The organism is Streptomyces formicae (assembly GCF_002556545.1).
In the GTDB taxonomy this organism is placed as follows: Bacteria; Actinomycetota; Actinomycetes; order Streptomycetales; family Streptomycetaceae; genus Streptomyces; species Streptomyces formicae_A.
Map to the genome: position 1 here is coordinate 3,515,117 of NZ_CP022685.1, position 13,337 is coordinate 3,528,453.

Annotated in this window: 11 protein-coding genes and 1 tRNA gene; 5 read left to right on the forward strand and 7 right to left on the reverse strand. The window is 69.9% G+C overall.

Features of this window, described 5'->3' with window-relative positions; translation table 11 throughout:
* Window positions 1-16: 16 nt before the first annotated feature.
* From KY5_RS15055 to KY5_RS15065, 3 genes are all read right to left on the reverse strand, one after another.
* Window positions 17-619: a lytic polysaccharide monooxygenase auxiliary activity family 9 protein gene (locus KY5_RS15055; protein ID WP_098242734.1), complete on the reverse strand. Its 603-nt coding sequence runs from the start codon at window positions 617-619 to the stop codon at window positions 17-19.
* Window positions 620-810: 191 nt separating this feature from the next.
* Window positions 811-1,977 carry an SPFH domain-containing protein gene (locus KY5_RS15060; RefSeq protein ID WP_098242735.1) on the reverse strand — a complete coding sequence of 389 codons (1,167 nt, stop codon included), beginning with the start codon at window positions 1,975-1,977 and terminating at the stop codon, window positions 811-813.
* A 149-nt stretch (window positions 1,978-2,126) separates the two neighbouring features.
* Window positions 2,127-3,473, reverse strand: coding sequence for a peptidoglycan-binding protein (locus KY5_RS15065; protein WP_199843087.1), 1,347 nt, complete (start codon window positions 3,471-3,473; stop codon window positions 2,127-2,129).
* Window positions 3,474-3,670: 197 nt separating this feature from the next.
* Between KY5_RS15065 and KY5_RS15070 the strand changes: the two genes are divergently transcribed.
* The 4 genes from KY5_RS15070 to KY5_RS15085 all read left to right on the forward strand — a co-directional run bounded on the left by KY5_RS15070 (window position 3,671) and on the right by KY5_RS15085 (window position 8,781).
* Window positions 3,671-3,744: transfer RNA gene (locus tag KY5_RS15070), tRNA-Lys, on the forward strand.
* Between the two features lie 89 nt (window positions 3,745-3,833).
* Complete coding sequence (locus KY5_RS15075) at window positions 3,834-4,547, forward strand: FadR/GntR family transcriptional regulator (RefSeq protein ID WP_098242736.1); 714 nt, start codon at window positions 3,834-3,836, stop codon at window positions 4,545-4,547.
* Between the two features lie 299 nt (window positions 4,548-4,846).
* A complete protein-coding gene (locus KY5_RS15080; RefSeq protein ID WP_098242737.1) occupies window positions 4,847-6,847 on the forward strand; it encodes a glycosyltransferase family 2 protein in 2,001 nt (666 codons plus the stop codon).
* Window positions 6,844-8,781: a kelch motif-containing protein gene (locus KY5_RS15085; protein ID WP_098242738.1), complete on the forward strand. Its 1,938-nt coding sequence runs from the start codon at window positions 6,844-6,846 to the stop codon at window positions 8,779-8,781. The genes KY5_RS15080 and KY5_RS15085 overlap by 4 nt, the downstream gene beginning before the upstream one ends.
* 142 nt (window positions 8,782-8,923) lie before the next feature.
* Here the strand turns inward: KY5_RS15085 and KY5_RS15090 are convergent, their stop codons facing one another.
* A complete protein-coding gene (locus tag KY5_RS15090; RefSeq protein ID WP_098242739.1) occupies window positions 8,924-9,955 on the reverse strand; it encodes a glycoside hydrolase family 6 protein in 1,032 nt (343 codons plus the stop codon).
* 157 nt (window positions 9,956-10,112) lie between these two features.
* Between KY5_RS15090 and KY5_RS15095 the strand changes: the two genes are divergently transcribed.
* Entirely contained in the window at window positions 10,113-10,871 is a 759-nt protein-coding gene (locus KY5_RS15095; RefSeq protein ID WP_098242740.1) for a GAF and ANTAR domain-containing protein, read from the forward strand.
* 264 nt (window positions 10,872-11,135) lie between these two features.
* Here KY5_RS15095 and KY5_RS15100 read toward each other — a convergent pair whose 3' ends face one another.
* The 3 genes from KY5_RS15100 to KY5_RS15110 form a co-directional block, all read right to left on the reverse strand.
* Window positions 11,136-11,804: a class F sortase gene (locus KY5_RS15100; RefSeq protein ID WP_098242741.1), complete on the reverse strand. Its 669-nt coding sequence runs from the start codon at window positions 11,802-11,804 to the stop codon at window positions 11,136-11,138.
* A 16-nt stretch (window positions 11,805-11,820) separates the two neighbouring features.
* Window positions 11,821-12,369: a hypothetical protein gene (locus tag KY5_RS15105; RefSeq protein WP_098242742.1), complete on the reverse strand. Its 549-nt coding sequence runs from the start codon at window positions 12,367-12,369 to the stop codon at window positions 11,821-11,823.
* A gap of 145 nt (window positions 12,370-12,514) precedes the next feature.
* The gene (locus tag KY5_RS15110) at window positions 12,515-13,294 is read right to left on the reverse strand and encodes an HAD-IIA family hydrolase (protein WP_098242743.1); all 780 of its coding nucleotides are present in this window, start codon (window positions 13,292-13,294) and stop codon (window positions 12,515-12,517) included.
* Window positions 13,295-13,337: the final 43 nt, after the last annotated feature.

Here is a 13,337-nt window from a genome sequence, read left to right on the forward strand (position 1 = left end):
CTCACGTCGGGACGGTTCAGAACTGGACGTCCGAGCAGGCGTAGAACGCGTTCGCCGTGTCCGCGACCGTCCAGACCGCGACGATCACGTGGTGCCCGCTGCGGCCGCCGGGGATGGCGCCACTGTGCGAGAGCGTGGCGGGCGGCTGCTGGCTGTTGTAGGGCACGGTGAGGAACGGCGTGCTCTCCAGGGCCGCCCTGGTCACGGGCTTGCTGTCGTCCCAGCCCTGCTTGGTGATGAAGTACTTGAAATCGGTGGTGCGGTGCCGCGCGGTGAACTGCCAGCGGAAGGAGTAGTTCTGACCACCGCTCACCTTCGTCGTCGGCCACGCTCCGCCGCCCGGGGTCTTGGGCGAGTTGAGCTGGTCGAAGCCCGCGACGCCAGCCGAGCAGATCTTGCCGTCGGCCGGGCCCGCCGCCGGGAAGCCCTTGAGCCCCTCGACGCTCTGCGGTTCGTACTGGATGGAACCACAGCCGGACACCACGCCCTTGGCGCAGTTGATCTGCCGACTCGCCGGCAGGTCCGTGTATCCGTGGCTGCTGGCGCCACCGGCGGAGAGCGCGAACGCGCCGACCGTACCGAGGCCGACCAGGGCCGCGTACATCTTCTTGTTTCGCATGTGCCGCTCCTGCCGAACGTGGGGAGTTCCGTGGGACGTGCGCGCACTGCGGTCTAGACCAAGCTCAGATTATTGCCGTTAGTTGAACATGTCCATACCAATCCTGGAGAGGATCCGTCCGCATCGCCCCCGCGAGGTCTCCCCGAGTTCACCGTCGGGCCCGTCGTTCCCCACGACCCGGGCCAGTGGTGTCAGCGGTGTTCTCCATGGCCGGTGTAGAACGCCACCGTCAGGTCCTTCACCAGTGCCTTGCGCTCGTAGTCGTCCAGTTCGACGAGGCCCCGCGTGGTCAGCCGCGTCACCGTGTCCTCGACCGAGTCGACCACCGAGGTCAGCACGGTGTCGCGGTGCCGTGCGTCGAGGGCCGCGACCCTGCGCCGCTGCATCGCGGCGGCCACCTCGGGGGCGTACTCGATACGGGTCGGCTGCGCCGAGAAGATCTCCACGCCGACCGCCTCCGCCTCCGCGGCGAGCGCCTTCGTCAGCGCCTCGCCGACGGCCTCGGCGTCGCGCAGGGTGGGGGCGTCGTCGTGGAAGGCGTCGGCGGGCAGCCGCGAGAGCACCCGTGCGGTGGCCGCCTCCACGCACTCGCGCAGGTATTCCTGGTGGTCGGCGACGGCCAGCGTCGCCCGCGCGGTGTCCTTGACCCGCCACACGACGAGCACGACGACCCGCAGCGCCACCCCCGAGCGGTCCACGGCGGGCATCGGCTCGCTCCGCCAGTGGCGCAGCCGTACGTCCACGCGGCGGCGCAGCAGCAGCGGGTTCACCCACAGGAGGCCGGTGCGCCGGACGGTCCCCCGGTAGCGGCCGAAGAGGCTGAGCACCCAGGCGCCGCCGACCCGGCCCCTGGCGAGCCCGCCGAACCCGAACAGGGCGAGCGTCCCCGATCCCGCGAGCGAGGCCCACTGCTGGGCGCCGAGCCCGGCACCGGCGTACCCGGGCAGCCCTGCCACCTGGACCGCGGCGTCGGGCAGCGTCCCCGCCCACCACAGCGAGAGCACGCACCCCGCGGCGCCCGCGCAGCCGCCGAGCACCCCCGCGATGCCCGGCAGGACCCGCGCGCGCCGCTCGACGAGGGCCGGGTCGACGTCCGGCACGGCCCGCGCGGGCGGCTCGACGACGACCGGGCGGCGCGCGGTCCTCGGCTGCTCCCCCGTGCCCTGTCTGCGCCGCACCACGGCGGGCGGCAGCGGCACCGCGGCGGCGGGCTCGTCGGGATCGTCGCGGAAGAGGAGGTGGACGGGGATCTCGGTGGTGGCCTCGCTCTGGATCACCCGCGGCGGCCGGGCGGTGCCCGGTTCGGGCGCCCCCGCGGGCCCCGGGGACTGCGGCTGTGAAGCTGCCGTCGCACTCATCCGTGCCTCCGACTCATCCGTGCCTCCGACTCGTTCGTGCCTGGGTCTCATCGCTTCCGGAGTCACGTCCGTGCCCGGGTCCACCGCCGCGCCGCACCGCGTGGGCGCCCGGCTCACGCGCGCGGCCGCGTCACATCCGTCGCCGCGCCTCACCGGAACAACCGCCGCCAGGTCTCGGGCCCCGGAAAGCCGTCGGCCGCGGCGCCCCGCCAGCCCTGCGCCCGCTGGAACGCCTCCACGTTGCGCCGGTCGCTCTCGCCCCAGCTCGGGCCCGGGCCCCGCGTGTAGTGGGTGCCGAAGCCCTTCTTCACCAGCTGCTCGCCGAGGCGCTCGATCGCCGGGTGCGTCCTGCCCGGGCGGAACACCCCCTTGCCGGGGTAGGCGGGGACGCCCTTCGCGCCGGCGCCCGTGCCGCCACCGCCGGGACCCGCCGCCCCCGCCCCGATGTCCTTGCCCTTGCCCGACATCAGGTACGACCAGGTGGTGGGGCCCGGCAGGCCGTCCGCGTCCTTGCCGCGCCAGCCCTGGGCCCGCTGGAACGCCTGCGTCGCCCTGCGGTCGGCGTCGCTCCAGCGTGGTCCAGGACCCGAGCGGTAGTAGCGCTTGCCGCCCCGGGCGACCAGGGCCTTGCCGAGCCGGGTGACGTACGTGTTGTGCGCGCCGGGACCGAAGGACCCGGCGCCCGGGTAGCGCGTCGCCGATGTACCGGAGCCGCCAGGGGTGCCGCCCTTCACGCCCTTGAAGCGGTAGGCCACATAGCGGTCCCCGTACGACCAGTAGCCGTATGGAGTGGCCTGCTTGCGGGCGTGCGGGCGGGCCTGTTCGTAGGCGAGGTAATGCGTGTGCGTGTAATCCGTCCAGCCGCCGAAAATCGTCACGTGCGAACCCTTCGTGGGGTTCGACGGATTGTGGAAGAGCAGAATGTCGCCGGGTTGCAGCTGGTCCTTCGAAATGCGGGTCCCGTACTTGTCGAGGCTGCCCGTCCATTCGTTTCCGCTCAGGTTCCACGCCATGGAGACAAAGCCCGAGCAGTCCTGCCGGTAGCCGTCGGACCAGTACGCGTCCATGCTGTACGGCACCCGCGCCGCGACCCACTTCTTGGCCCGGTTGATGATCGCCGAGCGGGTCGTCGACCGATAGGCGAGCGTCGGGGCCGCGCCCGCGGACGCCGGTGTCGCCGTGGCCCCCGGCCTGCCGTGCAGCGGGCTCGCGGCCCCCTGCGGCATGCCGGGCCCGTCATCGGCGGGAAGGCGCCCGGGGGCCACGGCATGGCCTCCCACCTCGGTGGACGCCACGGCGGGCAGCGCCTGGCCGCCGCCGAGCACCGTGCACGAAGCGGCCGCGAGCACCAGGGCCCTGCGTGCGCCGTGCGCCGCCGGATGGCCGCCGAGTCGTAGCGGGAGAGCGTGCGCCGTCGTACGCCGCCAGTGAAGACAACCGGGGCAGTCACAGTCGCTCTCGGGGTCGAATTCCTCGAATACCGGAGCGTCCTCCATGCGATTCCCCTCACACCCCAGGAAAGAATGTCCGCGCATCTGCACGTCCGTCAGTTTCTCAACTGTCCGGAGATACCGCATGTTGACGGTCCGAATGATGCATTCGCCCACGCCAGGGGTCCTCGGCCGCCCGCCGGGCCCGCCGGGGGTGGTCGGGAGCACCCCCGCACATCCGGTAGAGTTCTCCAGGTCATCAGGCGCCGCTAGCTCAGTTGGTTAGAGCAGCTGACTCTTAATCAGCGGGTCCGGGGTTCGAGTCCCTGGCGGCGCACAGACAGCGAAGGCCCTCCGTTCACGCGGAGGGCCTTCGTCGTTCCCGCACCGGGCCGGAAGCGGTGCCCGTGCCGCTACCGTTGCGCCATGGCGCGTGACATCCAGGAGCGGATCAAGAGGCTGATCATCGACCAGCGGCTGCCCTCCGGGGCCACGCTGCCCACCGAGCCCGAGCTGATGGAGCGCCTCGGCGTCAGCCGGAACTCCGTGCGGGAGGCCCTCAAGGCGCTCCAGGCGATGGGGATCGTGGAGATCAGGCACGGTTTCGGCACCTATGTCGGCCCGATGTCGGTGGCGCCGATGATCGAGGGGCTCGCCTTCCGTACGGTCGCGGGCCACTACCGCGGCGAGGACAGCCTGCTCCAGCTCCTGGAGCTGCGCGAGGCCGTGGAGACCGGCCTGATCGCGCGCCTCGCGGGCCGGATCCCGGACGCCGACCTGGCCGAACTGGACGCCTTGGTGGACCGGATGGACGCCGAGGCCGCCTCCCCGCGGGGCGCCGTGGGGGCCGAGACCGACCGCGCGTTTCACGCCACCCTCTACCGGGGCCTCGGGAACGTTCTGCTCGGCGAGGTCCTCGAGGCGTTCTGGGACGCCTTTCACAAGGTCCGCACAGATCTCGTCGACGTACCGCAGGATCCCAAGGTCACCTGCCGCCAGCACCGCGAGATCCTGGAGGCCGTGCGCTCGGGCGACGCCCTCCGGGCTGAGCAGGCCATACGCGAGCACTTCGGCAACATCCGCGCCCGCCTGAGCTCACCCGCCCCAACAGACGCCCCAAATCGCTCGTATGACCGGTAAACACCTTGTTTCGCCCTTGCGATCATGGCTAAGGGCGTAGAACCCTGGCACGGAGCCATTGGCTCTCATGAGGCGGGCGATACGGGGCAGTTGGGGGACCGAGACGACCGCGGCGGGGCAGGGACGGGGGCCCCGTTCATGAAGCGATGTCGAGGGGGGCATCATGCAACCGGAAGGTAGTCGTTCCATGTCTAGGGAGACGACGGCCTGACACTGATGCGTCCGCGACGGTCTAGGGGGACCCGAACGGACGGAAGGACCAACGAACACGCGGGCGACCGCGTGCGGGGGGATGACTCATGACGTCGACGCCGACGGGCGCCCGACAGAACGACCCGTCAGAGACGACCCAACTACGGGTGCCGTCGCACAGGACGGGCGGATTCCGCAGAATCCAGAAGACCCTGCCGCGCTATGACTACGAGCACTACAGCCGTCTCGCCGGGCCGCTGACGCAGCCGGACCCGAGCAAGCCGTACAAGGTCAAGTACCGCTCGCTCCTCTCCCAGGAGCCGCACAAGGTACGGGCCGCGCTGATGCTGGGCGCGGCCCCACTGCTCTCCCTGGTCCTGCTCGGCTGGCTGCTCCAGCCCGAGCACTGGACCGAGCGCGACTACGTGGCCAACGACTGGCTGCCGGTGCTCGATGTCGTCATGCTCGTCTCGATCGGTCTGATCGAGTTCTTCCGCTGCATGAACGTGCTCTCCAACGCGCACGCGACGCTCGTGGCCCGCGACCCGATCCCCGTGGTGCCCGAGACCGGCACCAGAGTCGCCTTCCTCACCTCGTTCGTGCCCGGCAAGGAGCCGATCGAGATGGTGACGAAGACGCTGGAGGCCGCGGTCAAGATCCGTCACCGCGGTCTGATGCACGTCTGGCTCCTGGACGAGGGTGACGACCCTGAGGTCAAGGAGGTCTGCCGACGGCTCGGCGTGCACCACTTCTCCCGCAAGGGCGTGGCGAAGTGGAACATGGCCAAGGGCCCGCACCGCGCCAAGACCAAGCACGGCAACTACAACGCCTGGCTCGACGCGCACGGCGACGACTACGACTACTTCGCGTCCGTGGACACCGACCACGTCCCGATGCCGAACTACCTGGAGCGGATGCTCGGCTTCTTCCGCGACGAGAACGTGGGCTTCGTCATCGGCCCGCAGGTCTACGGCAACTACGACAACTTCGTCACCAAGGCCGCCGAGTCCCAGCAGTTCCTCTTCCACGCGCTGATCCAGCGCGCGGGCAACGCGTACGGCGCCCCGATGTTCGTCGGCACGTCCAACGCGGTGCGCATCAAGGCCCTGAAGCAGATCGGCGGTCTGTACGACTCGATCACCGAGGACATGGCCACGGGCTTCGAGATCCACCGCGCCACCAACCCGGGCACCGGCAAGAAGTGGAAGTCGGTCTACACCCCGGACGTGCTCGCGGTCGGCGAGGGCCCCAACGCCTGGACGGACTTCTTCACCCAGCAGCTGCGCTGGTCGCGGGGTACGTACGAGACGATCCTCAAGCAGTTCTGGAAGGCGCCCTTCTCACTGCCCCCCGGCCGCCTCTTCAACTACACCATGATGGTCATCTTCTACCCGATGTCCGCCATGAACTGGATCCTGGCCGCGCTCAGTTGCGCCCTGTTCCTGGGCCTCGGCGCGTCCGGCGTGAACATCGACCCGACCATCTGGCTGATGCTCTACGGCAACGCCTCGGCGCTGCAGATCGGCCTCTACATCTGGAACCGCAGGCACAACGTGTCGCCGCACGAGCCCGAGGGCTCCGGCGGTGTGGCGGGCATGGTGATGTCGGCCCTCTCGGCGCCGATCTACGCCCGCTCGCTCCTGGACGCCGCGCTGCGCCGCAAGAGCAAGTTCGTGGTGACTCCCAAGGGCGACTCGGCGAGCCCGGACACGCTGTTCGGGACCTTCCGGATCCACCTGTTCTTCATCCTGGTCTTCGGGGGCTCGATGGCGGCCTCCTTCGTGTACGGGCACTCCCACCCCGCGATGATCACCTGGGCCACCTTCGCCCTCCTGATCACGGCCGCGCCGATCTTCGCCTGGCGCTGGGGCATGCGGCAGGACAAGAAGAAGGCCACGTCCCCGCGGGACCCCGGGACTTCGGGGCCGCCGTCCGGGCCGGACACGTCGGTCCCGCAGCAGCGCGATGCCACGGCGACGACACCCCTGCCGCAGGCCCAGCAGGGACCGCACGCGCCGCACGGCGCCCCGCACGCGCCGCAGCAGAAGCCCAGTTGGGCGGCGCCCGACCAGACCATGCAGATTTCCCTTGGGGGACGTAAGAAATGAAAGACCGTTCCAGCCGCCGCCGCGCCCGCCGCATCGCGATAGGCGCGGCGGTGGTCATAGCGCTGGCCGGGATGAACGGCCCGTGGCTGTGGCGCGTCGGCTCCGAGAAGTACCACGACTACAAGATCAACAAGCCGGAGTACAAGGCCGACAACGGCCACTGGGAGGTCATCAACTTCCCCGAGGAGTACCGCCAGAACACCATCCACGCGGCCCTCCTGCACACCGGCAAGGTCCTCCTCGTCGCGGGTTCCGGCAACAACCAGAAGAACTTCGACAAGAAGAAGTTCGACACGCGCCTGTGGGACCCGGTCAAGAACACCATCAAGAAGATCCCGACGCCCACCGACCTGTTCTGCACCGGCCACACGCAGTTGGGCAACGGCAACCTGCTGATCGCGGGCGGCACCCAGCGCTACGAGAAGCTGAAGGGCGACATCACCAAGGCCGGCGGCCTGATGATCGTCCACAACGAGGACCCGGACGAGCCGAAGACGATCCCCGCGGGCACGAAGTTCACCGGCAAGAAGAACGGCAAGACCTTCGTCTCCAAGGACAACATCCTCGTCGAGAAGGCCAAGAAGGTCTTCGACCCGCAGACCGGCGCCTTCCTGCGCACCGAGCCCGGACTCGGCCGGGTCTACGTGGAGGCGCAGCGCAGCGGCACCAAGTACGAGACGGGCACCCAGGACAACTACCGCGTCCAGGGCCTGAAGGGCGCCGACACCCGCAACGTGTACGGCATGGCGCAGAAGCTCGCCCTGGACAAGAAGGACTTCCAGGGGATCAAGGACACCTTCGAGTTCGACCCGGTCGCCGAGCGGTACATCAAGGTCGACCCGATGAACGAGGCGCGCTGGTACCCCACGCTGACCACGCTCACCGACGGCAAGATCCTCTCCACCTCGGGCCTCGACGAGATCGGCCAGCTGGTCCCCGGCAAGAACGAGGTGTACGACCCGAAGACCAAGAAGTGGACGTACACCAAGGGGATCCGCCAGTTCCCGACCTACCCGGCGATCTTCCAGATGGCCAACGGCAAGCTCTTCTACTCCGGTTCGAACGCGGGCTACGGCCCCGACGACGTCGGCCGCAAGCCCGGCATCTGGGACCTGAAGACCAACAAGTGGAAGGGCATCCCCGGCCTCGGCGACCCCAAGCTCCTGGAGACCTCGGGCACGGTCGAGCTGCCGCCCGCCCAGGACCAGAAGTACATGGTGGTCGGCGGCGGTGGCGTCGGCGAGTCCGAGGACTCCAGCAAGAAGACCCGCATCGTCGACCTCCTCGCCGAGAAGCCGATGTTCGCGAACGGCCCCGAGCTGGAGAAGGGCACGCGCTACCCGCAGATCTCCACGCTGCCCGACGACACCGTGCTGATCTCCGGCGGCTCCGAGGACTACCGGGGCCGGGGCGACTCCAACATCCACCAGGCGCGCATCTACGACGCGAAGACCGGTGAGATGCGGCGGGTCGCCGACCCGGAGGTGGGCCGCAACTACCACTCGGGCTCGATCCTGCTGCCCGACGGCCGCGTGATGTTCTTCGGCTCCGACTCGCTCTACGCCGACAAGGCCAACACCAAGCCGGGCGTCTTCGAGCAGCGCATCGAGATCTACACGCCGCCGTACCTCTACCACGGCTCGCAGCCGGAGCTGGGCGCCGGCCCGAAGACCATCGCGCGGGGCGCGTCAGGGACGTTCCCGACGAAGCACTCGTCGGCCATCAAGACGGCCCGCCTCATCAAGCCGAGTGCCTCGACGCACGTCACGGACATCGACCAGACGTCGATCGCGCTCGACCTGAAGAAGTCCGACGGCTCGGTCTCCGTGACCATCCCGAAGAACCGCAGCCTGGTCGAGTCCGGCTGGTACATGCTCTTCGTGACGGACGACCAGGGCACGCCCAGCAAGGCCCGCTGGGTCCGGGTGCCGTAAGAAACGCCCCGTCAGGGGCGCGGGGAACTGCGCGAGCAACCACGAAGAAGCCGCAGTCGCGACTGCCGGGATCCCGGCAGATGCGACTGCGGCTTTTCGCGCGCTGAGCGCGCAGTTCCCCGCGCCCCTGACGGGGCCGTTCCTAGCCGGATGCCTTCGCGAGGTCCAACGCGTACTCCGGCCACCACTGACCCGCCTTGGGGCCGCCCCGACACGTCCCGTCAGACTCACCAGGCCGCTTGACCCACAGATACGCGTCGACGAGCGGGTCGGACGTCTTGGTGGTGGGCGTCTCCCCCAAGGCCCGCCCCGGCGGATTGCACCAAGGGTCCTTGCCCTTGGTGTACGGCCCGTTCCCATTGCGCGCCGTGTCGATGACGAACGGCTTGTTGCCGATCTTCGCCGACAGCTTCTTGCCGAACTCCGTGCTCGTGCGCGTCGTCTGGAAGTTGGAGACGTTGACCGAGAAGCCGTCGGCCTGCTCGACGCCGGACCGCTTCAGGGGCTCCCAGAGCGCGTCGGGGTTCTGCCAGCCCGCGTTGCCCGCGTCCAGGTACACCTTCGTGTTCTTCAGGGACTTGAGCTTGCCGATGGCGCCCTTGAGGAGGTCGTAGCGCTCCTCGTGGAACTGCGCGGGCGTGCAGTTGTCGACCATGTGGAGCACCGCGTCCGGCTCCAGGATCACCGTGGCGTGGCGGTCCTCGATGCCCTTGGCCACCTGGTCGACGAAGGCGCGGTACGCGTTGCCGTCGGCCGCGCCGCCGCCCGAGTACTGGCCGCAGTCGCGGTGCGGGATGTTGTAGAGAACCAGGAGCGCGTCGCGGTCGGCCTTCTCCGCGGCCTCGGTGAAGCCGCGCGCCTGGTCCTCCGCGGTCTCCGGGACGATCCACTCGGCGACCGGCTGCTCGGCGATCTTCCGGATCAGCCCGGCGTCGTCCTTCTTGCCGTCCTTGTCGTACGCGGCGACCTGCTTGGCCGCGTTCCCGTCCGGGTTGACCCAGTAGGGGTCCTCGCCCTTGGGCTGTTGCTTCACCGGCGGGCTCGACGTGTCGCCGTCCGAGTCACCGCCGGAGGAACACGCGGAAAGGAGCAGAGCGGCCCCCGCGAGCGCCACCCCGGTCCTCACGCCCCTGGCCGCGAAACCGTGCCCGCGGCCGGTGCTTTTGCGGTACATCCACTCCCCCTTGGGTGCACTGTCCGTATCTCAATCCTGGCACACGTATTCCCTGCCCACGAGGCCCGTCCGCCCGGCGTGAAGACCTGTAGGAGAGCTGTTACAGCCCGCCGCGCGCGGGTAGGCGCCATGGGCGGGGAGCAGCGAGAGGAGGGTCATGCGGGACCGCGACAGTGAACTGCGGCTTGCGGACATCCTGGTGGAGAGCGCCGACACGCTCACCGAGGGCTTCGACCCCGAGACGTATCTGAGGTGGCTGGCCGACCGCTGCGTGGAGCTGCTCGGCGCCCGGGGCGCGGGCGTGATGTACGCGGCCGAGGGCGAGGCCGTCCATCTGATCTCCGGCACCCGTCAACAGCACGTGGTGCACGAACTGTTGGCCGTACAGCATCTCGGCGGCCCGTGCCTGGAGAGCTTCGGCACCGGCGAGCCCGTGCCGCCCGTGCCGATCGACGCGCGGAGCGCGGCGGCCCGTTGGCCCGATTTCGTCGAGCGGGCCGACCGGCACGGCATCGCGGGAACGTACGCGGTGCCGCTGCGCAACGGGGGTCCGACGTTGGGCGTACTCAACGTTTTCGTACCGCACGCACCTCAAGTGGACGATTCCCGGCGCGACTTGCGCATCGCGCACGCGCTCGCGCGGGCGGCGGCGATCGGATTGCGCAACCACCGCACTCACACGGAGTGCCGAACGCTCTCGGATCAGCTCCAGACCGCATTGGACAGCCGCATTCGAATTGAACAGGCCAAGGGCATACTCGCCGAACGCTGGGGCGTCGGCATGGACGAGGCTTTTGACGTGCTGCGACGCTTCGCGCGCAGAGAACGCCTGGTCATCGACGTGGTCGCGACACAAGTGATCAAGGGTGAGATCCACGGCGGCGCGTTCCGGCAGGGCAGACCCGAACTCTCCTGAGAGCGCCGCCCACCTGCGATGATCACGCAGGGAAAGCGTTCCACGACTTGGCGTTATTCGCCCTCTAGGCCCACGCGCCCATTCGTTCTAAAGTCTGTTCCACGGCCCAAGCCCCCGGCCTTGTCGACCGTTCCGCATTTCGGAATGGTTCCCGAACCTCCCGCGCCGGCGCCGGGTTTCTCCCGCAGCTCGTGCGCGCGCGGTCGAGGACCAGCCCGGTCGGCGGCTCCGGGGGGAGCGGGCCGCCGATCGGGCAGGTGGTCGCTACCGGCCGCCGACTCCCGTCAGGTACGCCGAGACGACCACGTTCGCCGTGTACGTACGGGTCGCCCTGTCGAACGTGCCGCCGCAGGTGATCAGGCGCAGCTCCGCCCGGCCCTCCTCGTGCGGGCCGTACGCCTTCTTCGCGTCGAACCGGTCGCGGGTGAGGACCCGCACGTCCTCCACCGTGAACTCCGCGACCGTGCCGTCCTCGCGGCTCACCCCCACCTTCTCGCCGGGGCGCAGCGCGCTCAGATCGTAGAAGACGGCGGGCTCGGTCTCCGTGTCGACGTGCCCGACGAGGAGGGCCGCGCCCGGGGCGCCGGGGCGGGTGCCGCCGCCGTACCAGCCGACCGTGCCCGGCTGCCCGAAGGGCGGCGGGTCGATCGCCCCTTCGGCGTCCAGGCCCCGGGCCGCCACCGGCGCCCGCACCTTCAGGGCGGGCACGTCGACGCGCTCGGGACGGGCGGGCGCCAACGGCTCGTGGGCGGGCGGAAGTTCGACGCCGAGCGGGCGTCCGACCTCGGCGACGTCGCCGATCGCGGGCCCCGAGGTCCCTCCTCGCCGGTCCGCCATGTCACTGCCCCACAGCCAGAGGCCGACCAGGAGGACCGCCCAGGCCACGCCGGTCAGCAGGCGGCTGGTCCCCGACGCGCGTTCACCGCCGGACACGGGTGCGCCCCGCCCGTCACTCGGAGCGGCGTCGGCGGACGCTGCGGAACGCCACGGCGACCGCCGCGACCCCCGCGAGGACCAGGCCGATCACCGCGTGCCGGGTACCGGGCCCCGCCTCTTCGGCGCTCTGCGTCGCGGTCGCGGACGCCAGCTCGGCGGTGCCGCCGCCCCCGGCGCGCACCGGGGAGACCGGGACCGGGTTGTGCTGGATGACCTGGACGGTGCCCGCGCCCTGGTGGGGGTGGCCGTCGCAGGTGACGGTGACGTCGTAGGTACCGGAGACGCCGTGCTTGATCCGGCCGCTGCCGTTGAGCGAGAACGTGTCGCCGTCCCGCCCGGTCAGCCTGACCTCCCCGTCGAAGGCACCGGACGAGGCGGACCCGGTCGTGCCGTCACAGCCCGAGGCGCTCACCTCCACGGTGGCGCCGGGCGCGGCACTGGACGGGGTGACGGTGGCCCGTACGGAGTCGTGGTCGTGGGCCTGGGCCACGGTGAGGGGCAGGGCGGCCGTCAGGGCGACGGCCGCCGCGGCACCACGCAGGGCAAGGGGACATATACGCATCGTGAACCTCCTGCTCCGAGATTCACGCGCGGTGACGCGCCCCGCATCCCTGACGCACCCGTATGGCTGTTCGGTCCCCTACAGACACGCTAGGGCGCGGAGATTCGGGCGGGCGGGTGGGAAAGGTATCGCCGCGAAGCGGCGCTCAAATCCGATCCACAAGATCAGCGATGGAGTCCACGATGTTAGAGGGCCGGAAGGGGTGCCGATCGACGTCCCCCCGGGCGGTGAGCCCGGTGAGCACCAGAAACGTCTCCATCCCCGCTTCCAGTCCGGCAAGGACATCCGTGTCCATGCGGTCCCCGATCATCGCGCTCGTCTCCGAATGCGCCCCGATCGCGTTCAGCCCCGTCCGCATCATCAGCGGATTCGGCTTGCCCGCGAAGTACGGGTTCTTGCCGGTCGCCTTGGTGATCAGCGCCGCGACGGCGCCGGTGGCGGGCAGCGGCCCCTCCGTGGAGGGACCGGTCTCGTCCGGGTTGGTGCAGATGAACCGCGCCCCGCCGTTGATCAGCCGGACGGCCTTCGTCATGGCCTCGAAGGAGTACGTCCGGGTCTCGCCGAGCACCACGTAGTCGGGGTCGTGGTCGGTCAGGACGTACCCGATGTCGTGCAGCGCCGTGGTCAGCCCCGCCTCGCCGATGACGTACGCCGTGCCGCCGGGACGCTGGTCGTCCAGGAACTTCGCGGTGGCGAGCGCGGACGTCCAGATGTTCTCGACGGGCACCTCAAGACCCATCCGGGTCAGCCGGGCCTGGAGGTCGCGCGCGGTGTAGATGGAGTTGTTCGTCAGGACCAGGAAGGGCTTCCCGGAGTCGCGCAACTTCTTGATGAAGGCGTCGGCACCGGGAATCGGCACCCCCTCGTGGATGAGCACGCCGTCCATGTCGGTGAGCCACGATTCGATGGGCTTGCGCTCTGCCATGGGGTGCACTCCTGCGGTGTACGGGTTGTCTGGGGCGCCGGGA

Coding starts and splice junctions, on each gene's coding strand:
- KY5_RS15055 (WP_098242734.1), bottom strand. CDS start 619: ATGCGAAACAAGAAGATGTACGCGGCCCTGGTCGGCCTCGGTACGGTC.
- KY5_RS15060 (WP_098242735.1), bottom strand. CDS start 1,977: ATGAGTGCGACGGCAGCTTCACAGCCGCAGTCCCCGGGGCCCGCGGGG.
- KY5_RS15065 (WP_199843087.1), bottom strand. CDS start 3,473: ATGGAGGACGCTCCGGTATTCGAGGAATTCGACCCCGAGAGCGACTGT.
- KY5_RS15075 (WP_098242736.1), top strand. CDS start 3,834: ATGGCGCGTGACATCCAGGAGCGGATCAAGAGGCTGATCATCGACCAG.
- KY5_RS15080 (WP_098242737.1), top strand. CDS start 4,847: ATGACGTCGACGCCGACGGGCGCCCGACAGAACGACCCGTCAGAGACG.
- KY5_RS15085 (WP_098242738.1), top strand. CDS start 6,844: ATGAAAGACCGTTCCAGCCGCCGCCGCGCCCGCCGCATCGCGATAGGC.
- KY5_RS15090 (WP_098242739.1), bottom strand. CDS start 9,955: ATGTACCGCAAAAGCACCGGCCGCGGGCACGGTTTCGCGGCCAGGGGC.
- KY5_RS15095 (WP_098242740.1), top strand. CDS start 10,113: ATGCGGGACCGCGACAGTGAACTGCGGCTTGCGGACATCCTGGTGGAG.
- KY5_RS15105 (WP_098242742.1), bottom strand. CDS start 12,369: ATGCGTATATGTCCCCTTGCCCTGCGTGGTGCCGCGGCGGCCGTCGCC.
- KY5_RS15110 (WP_098242743.1), bottom strand. CDS start 13,294: ATGGCAGAGCGCAAGCCCATCGAATCGTGGCTCACCGACATGGACGGC.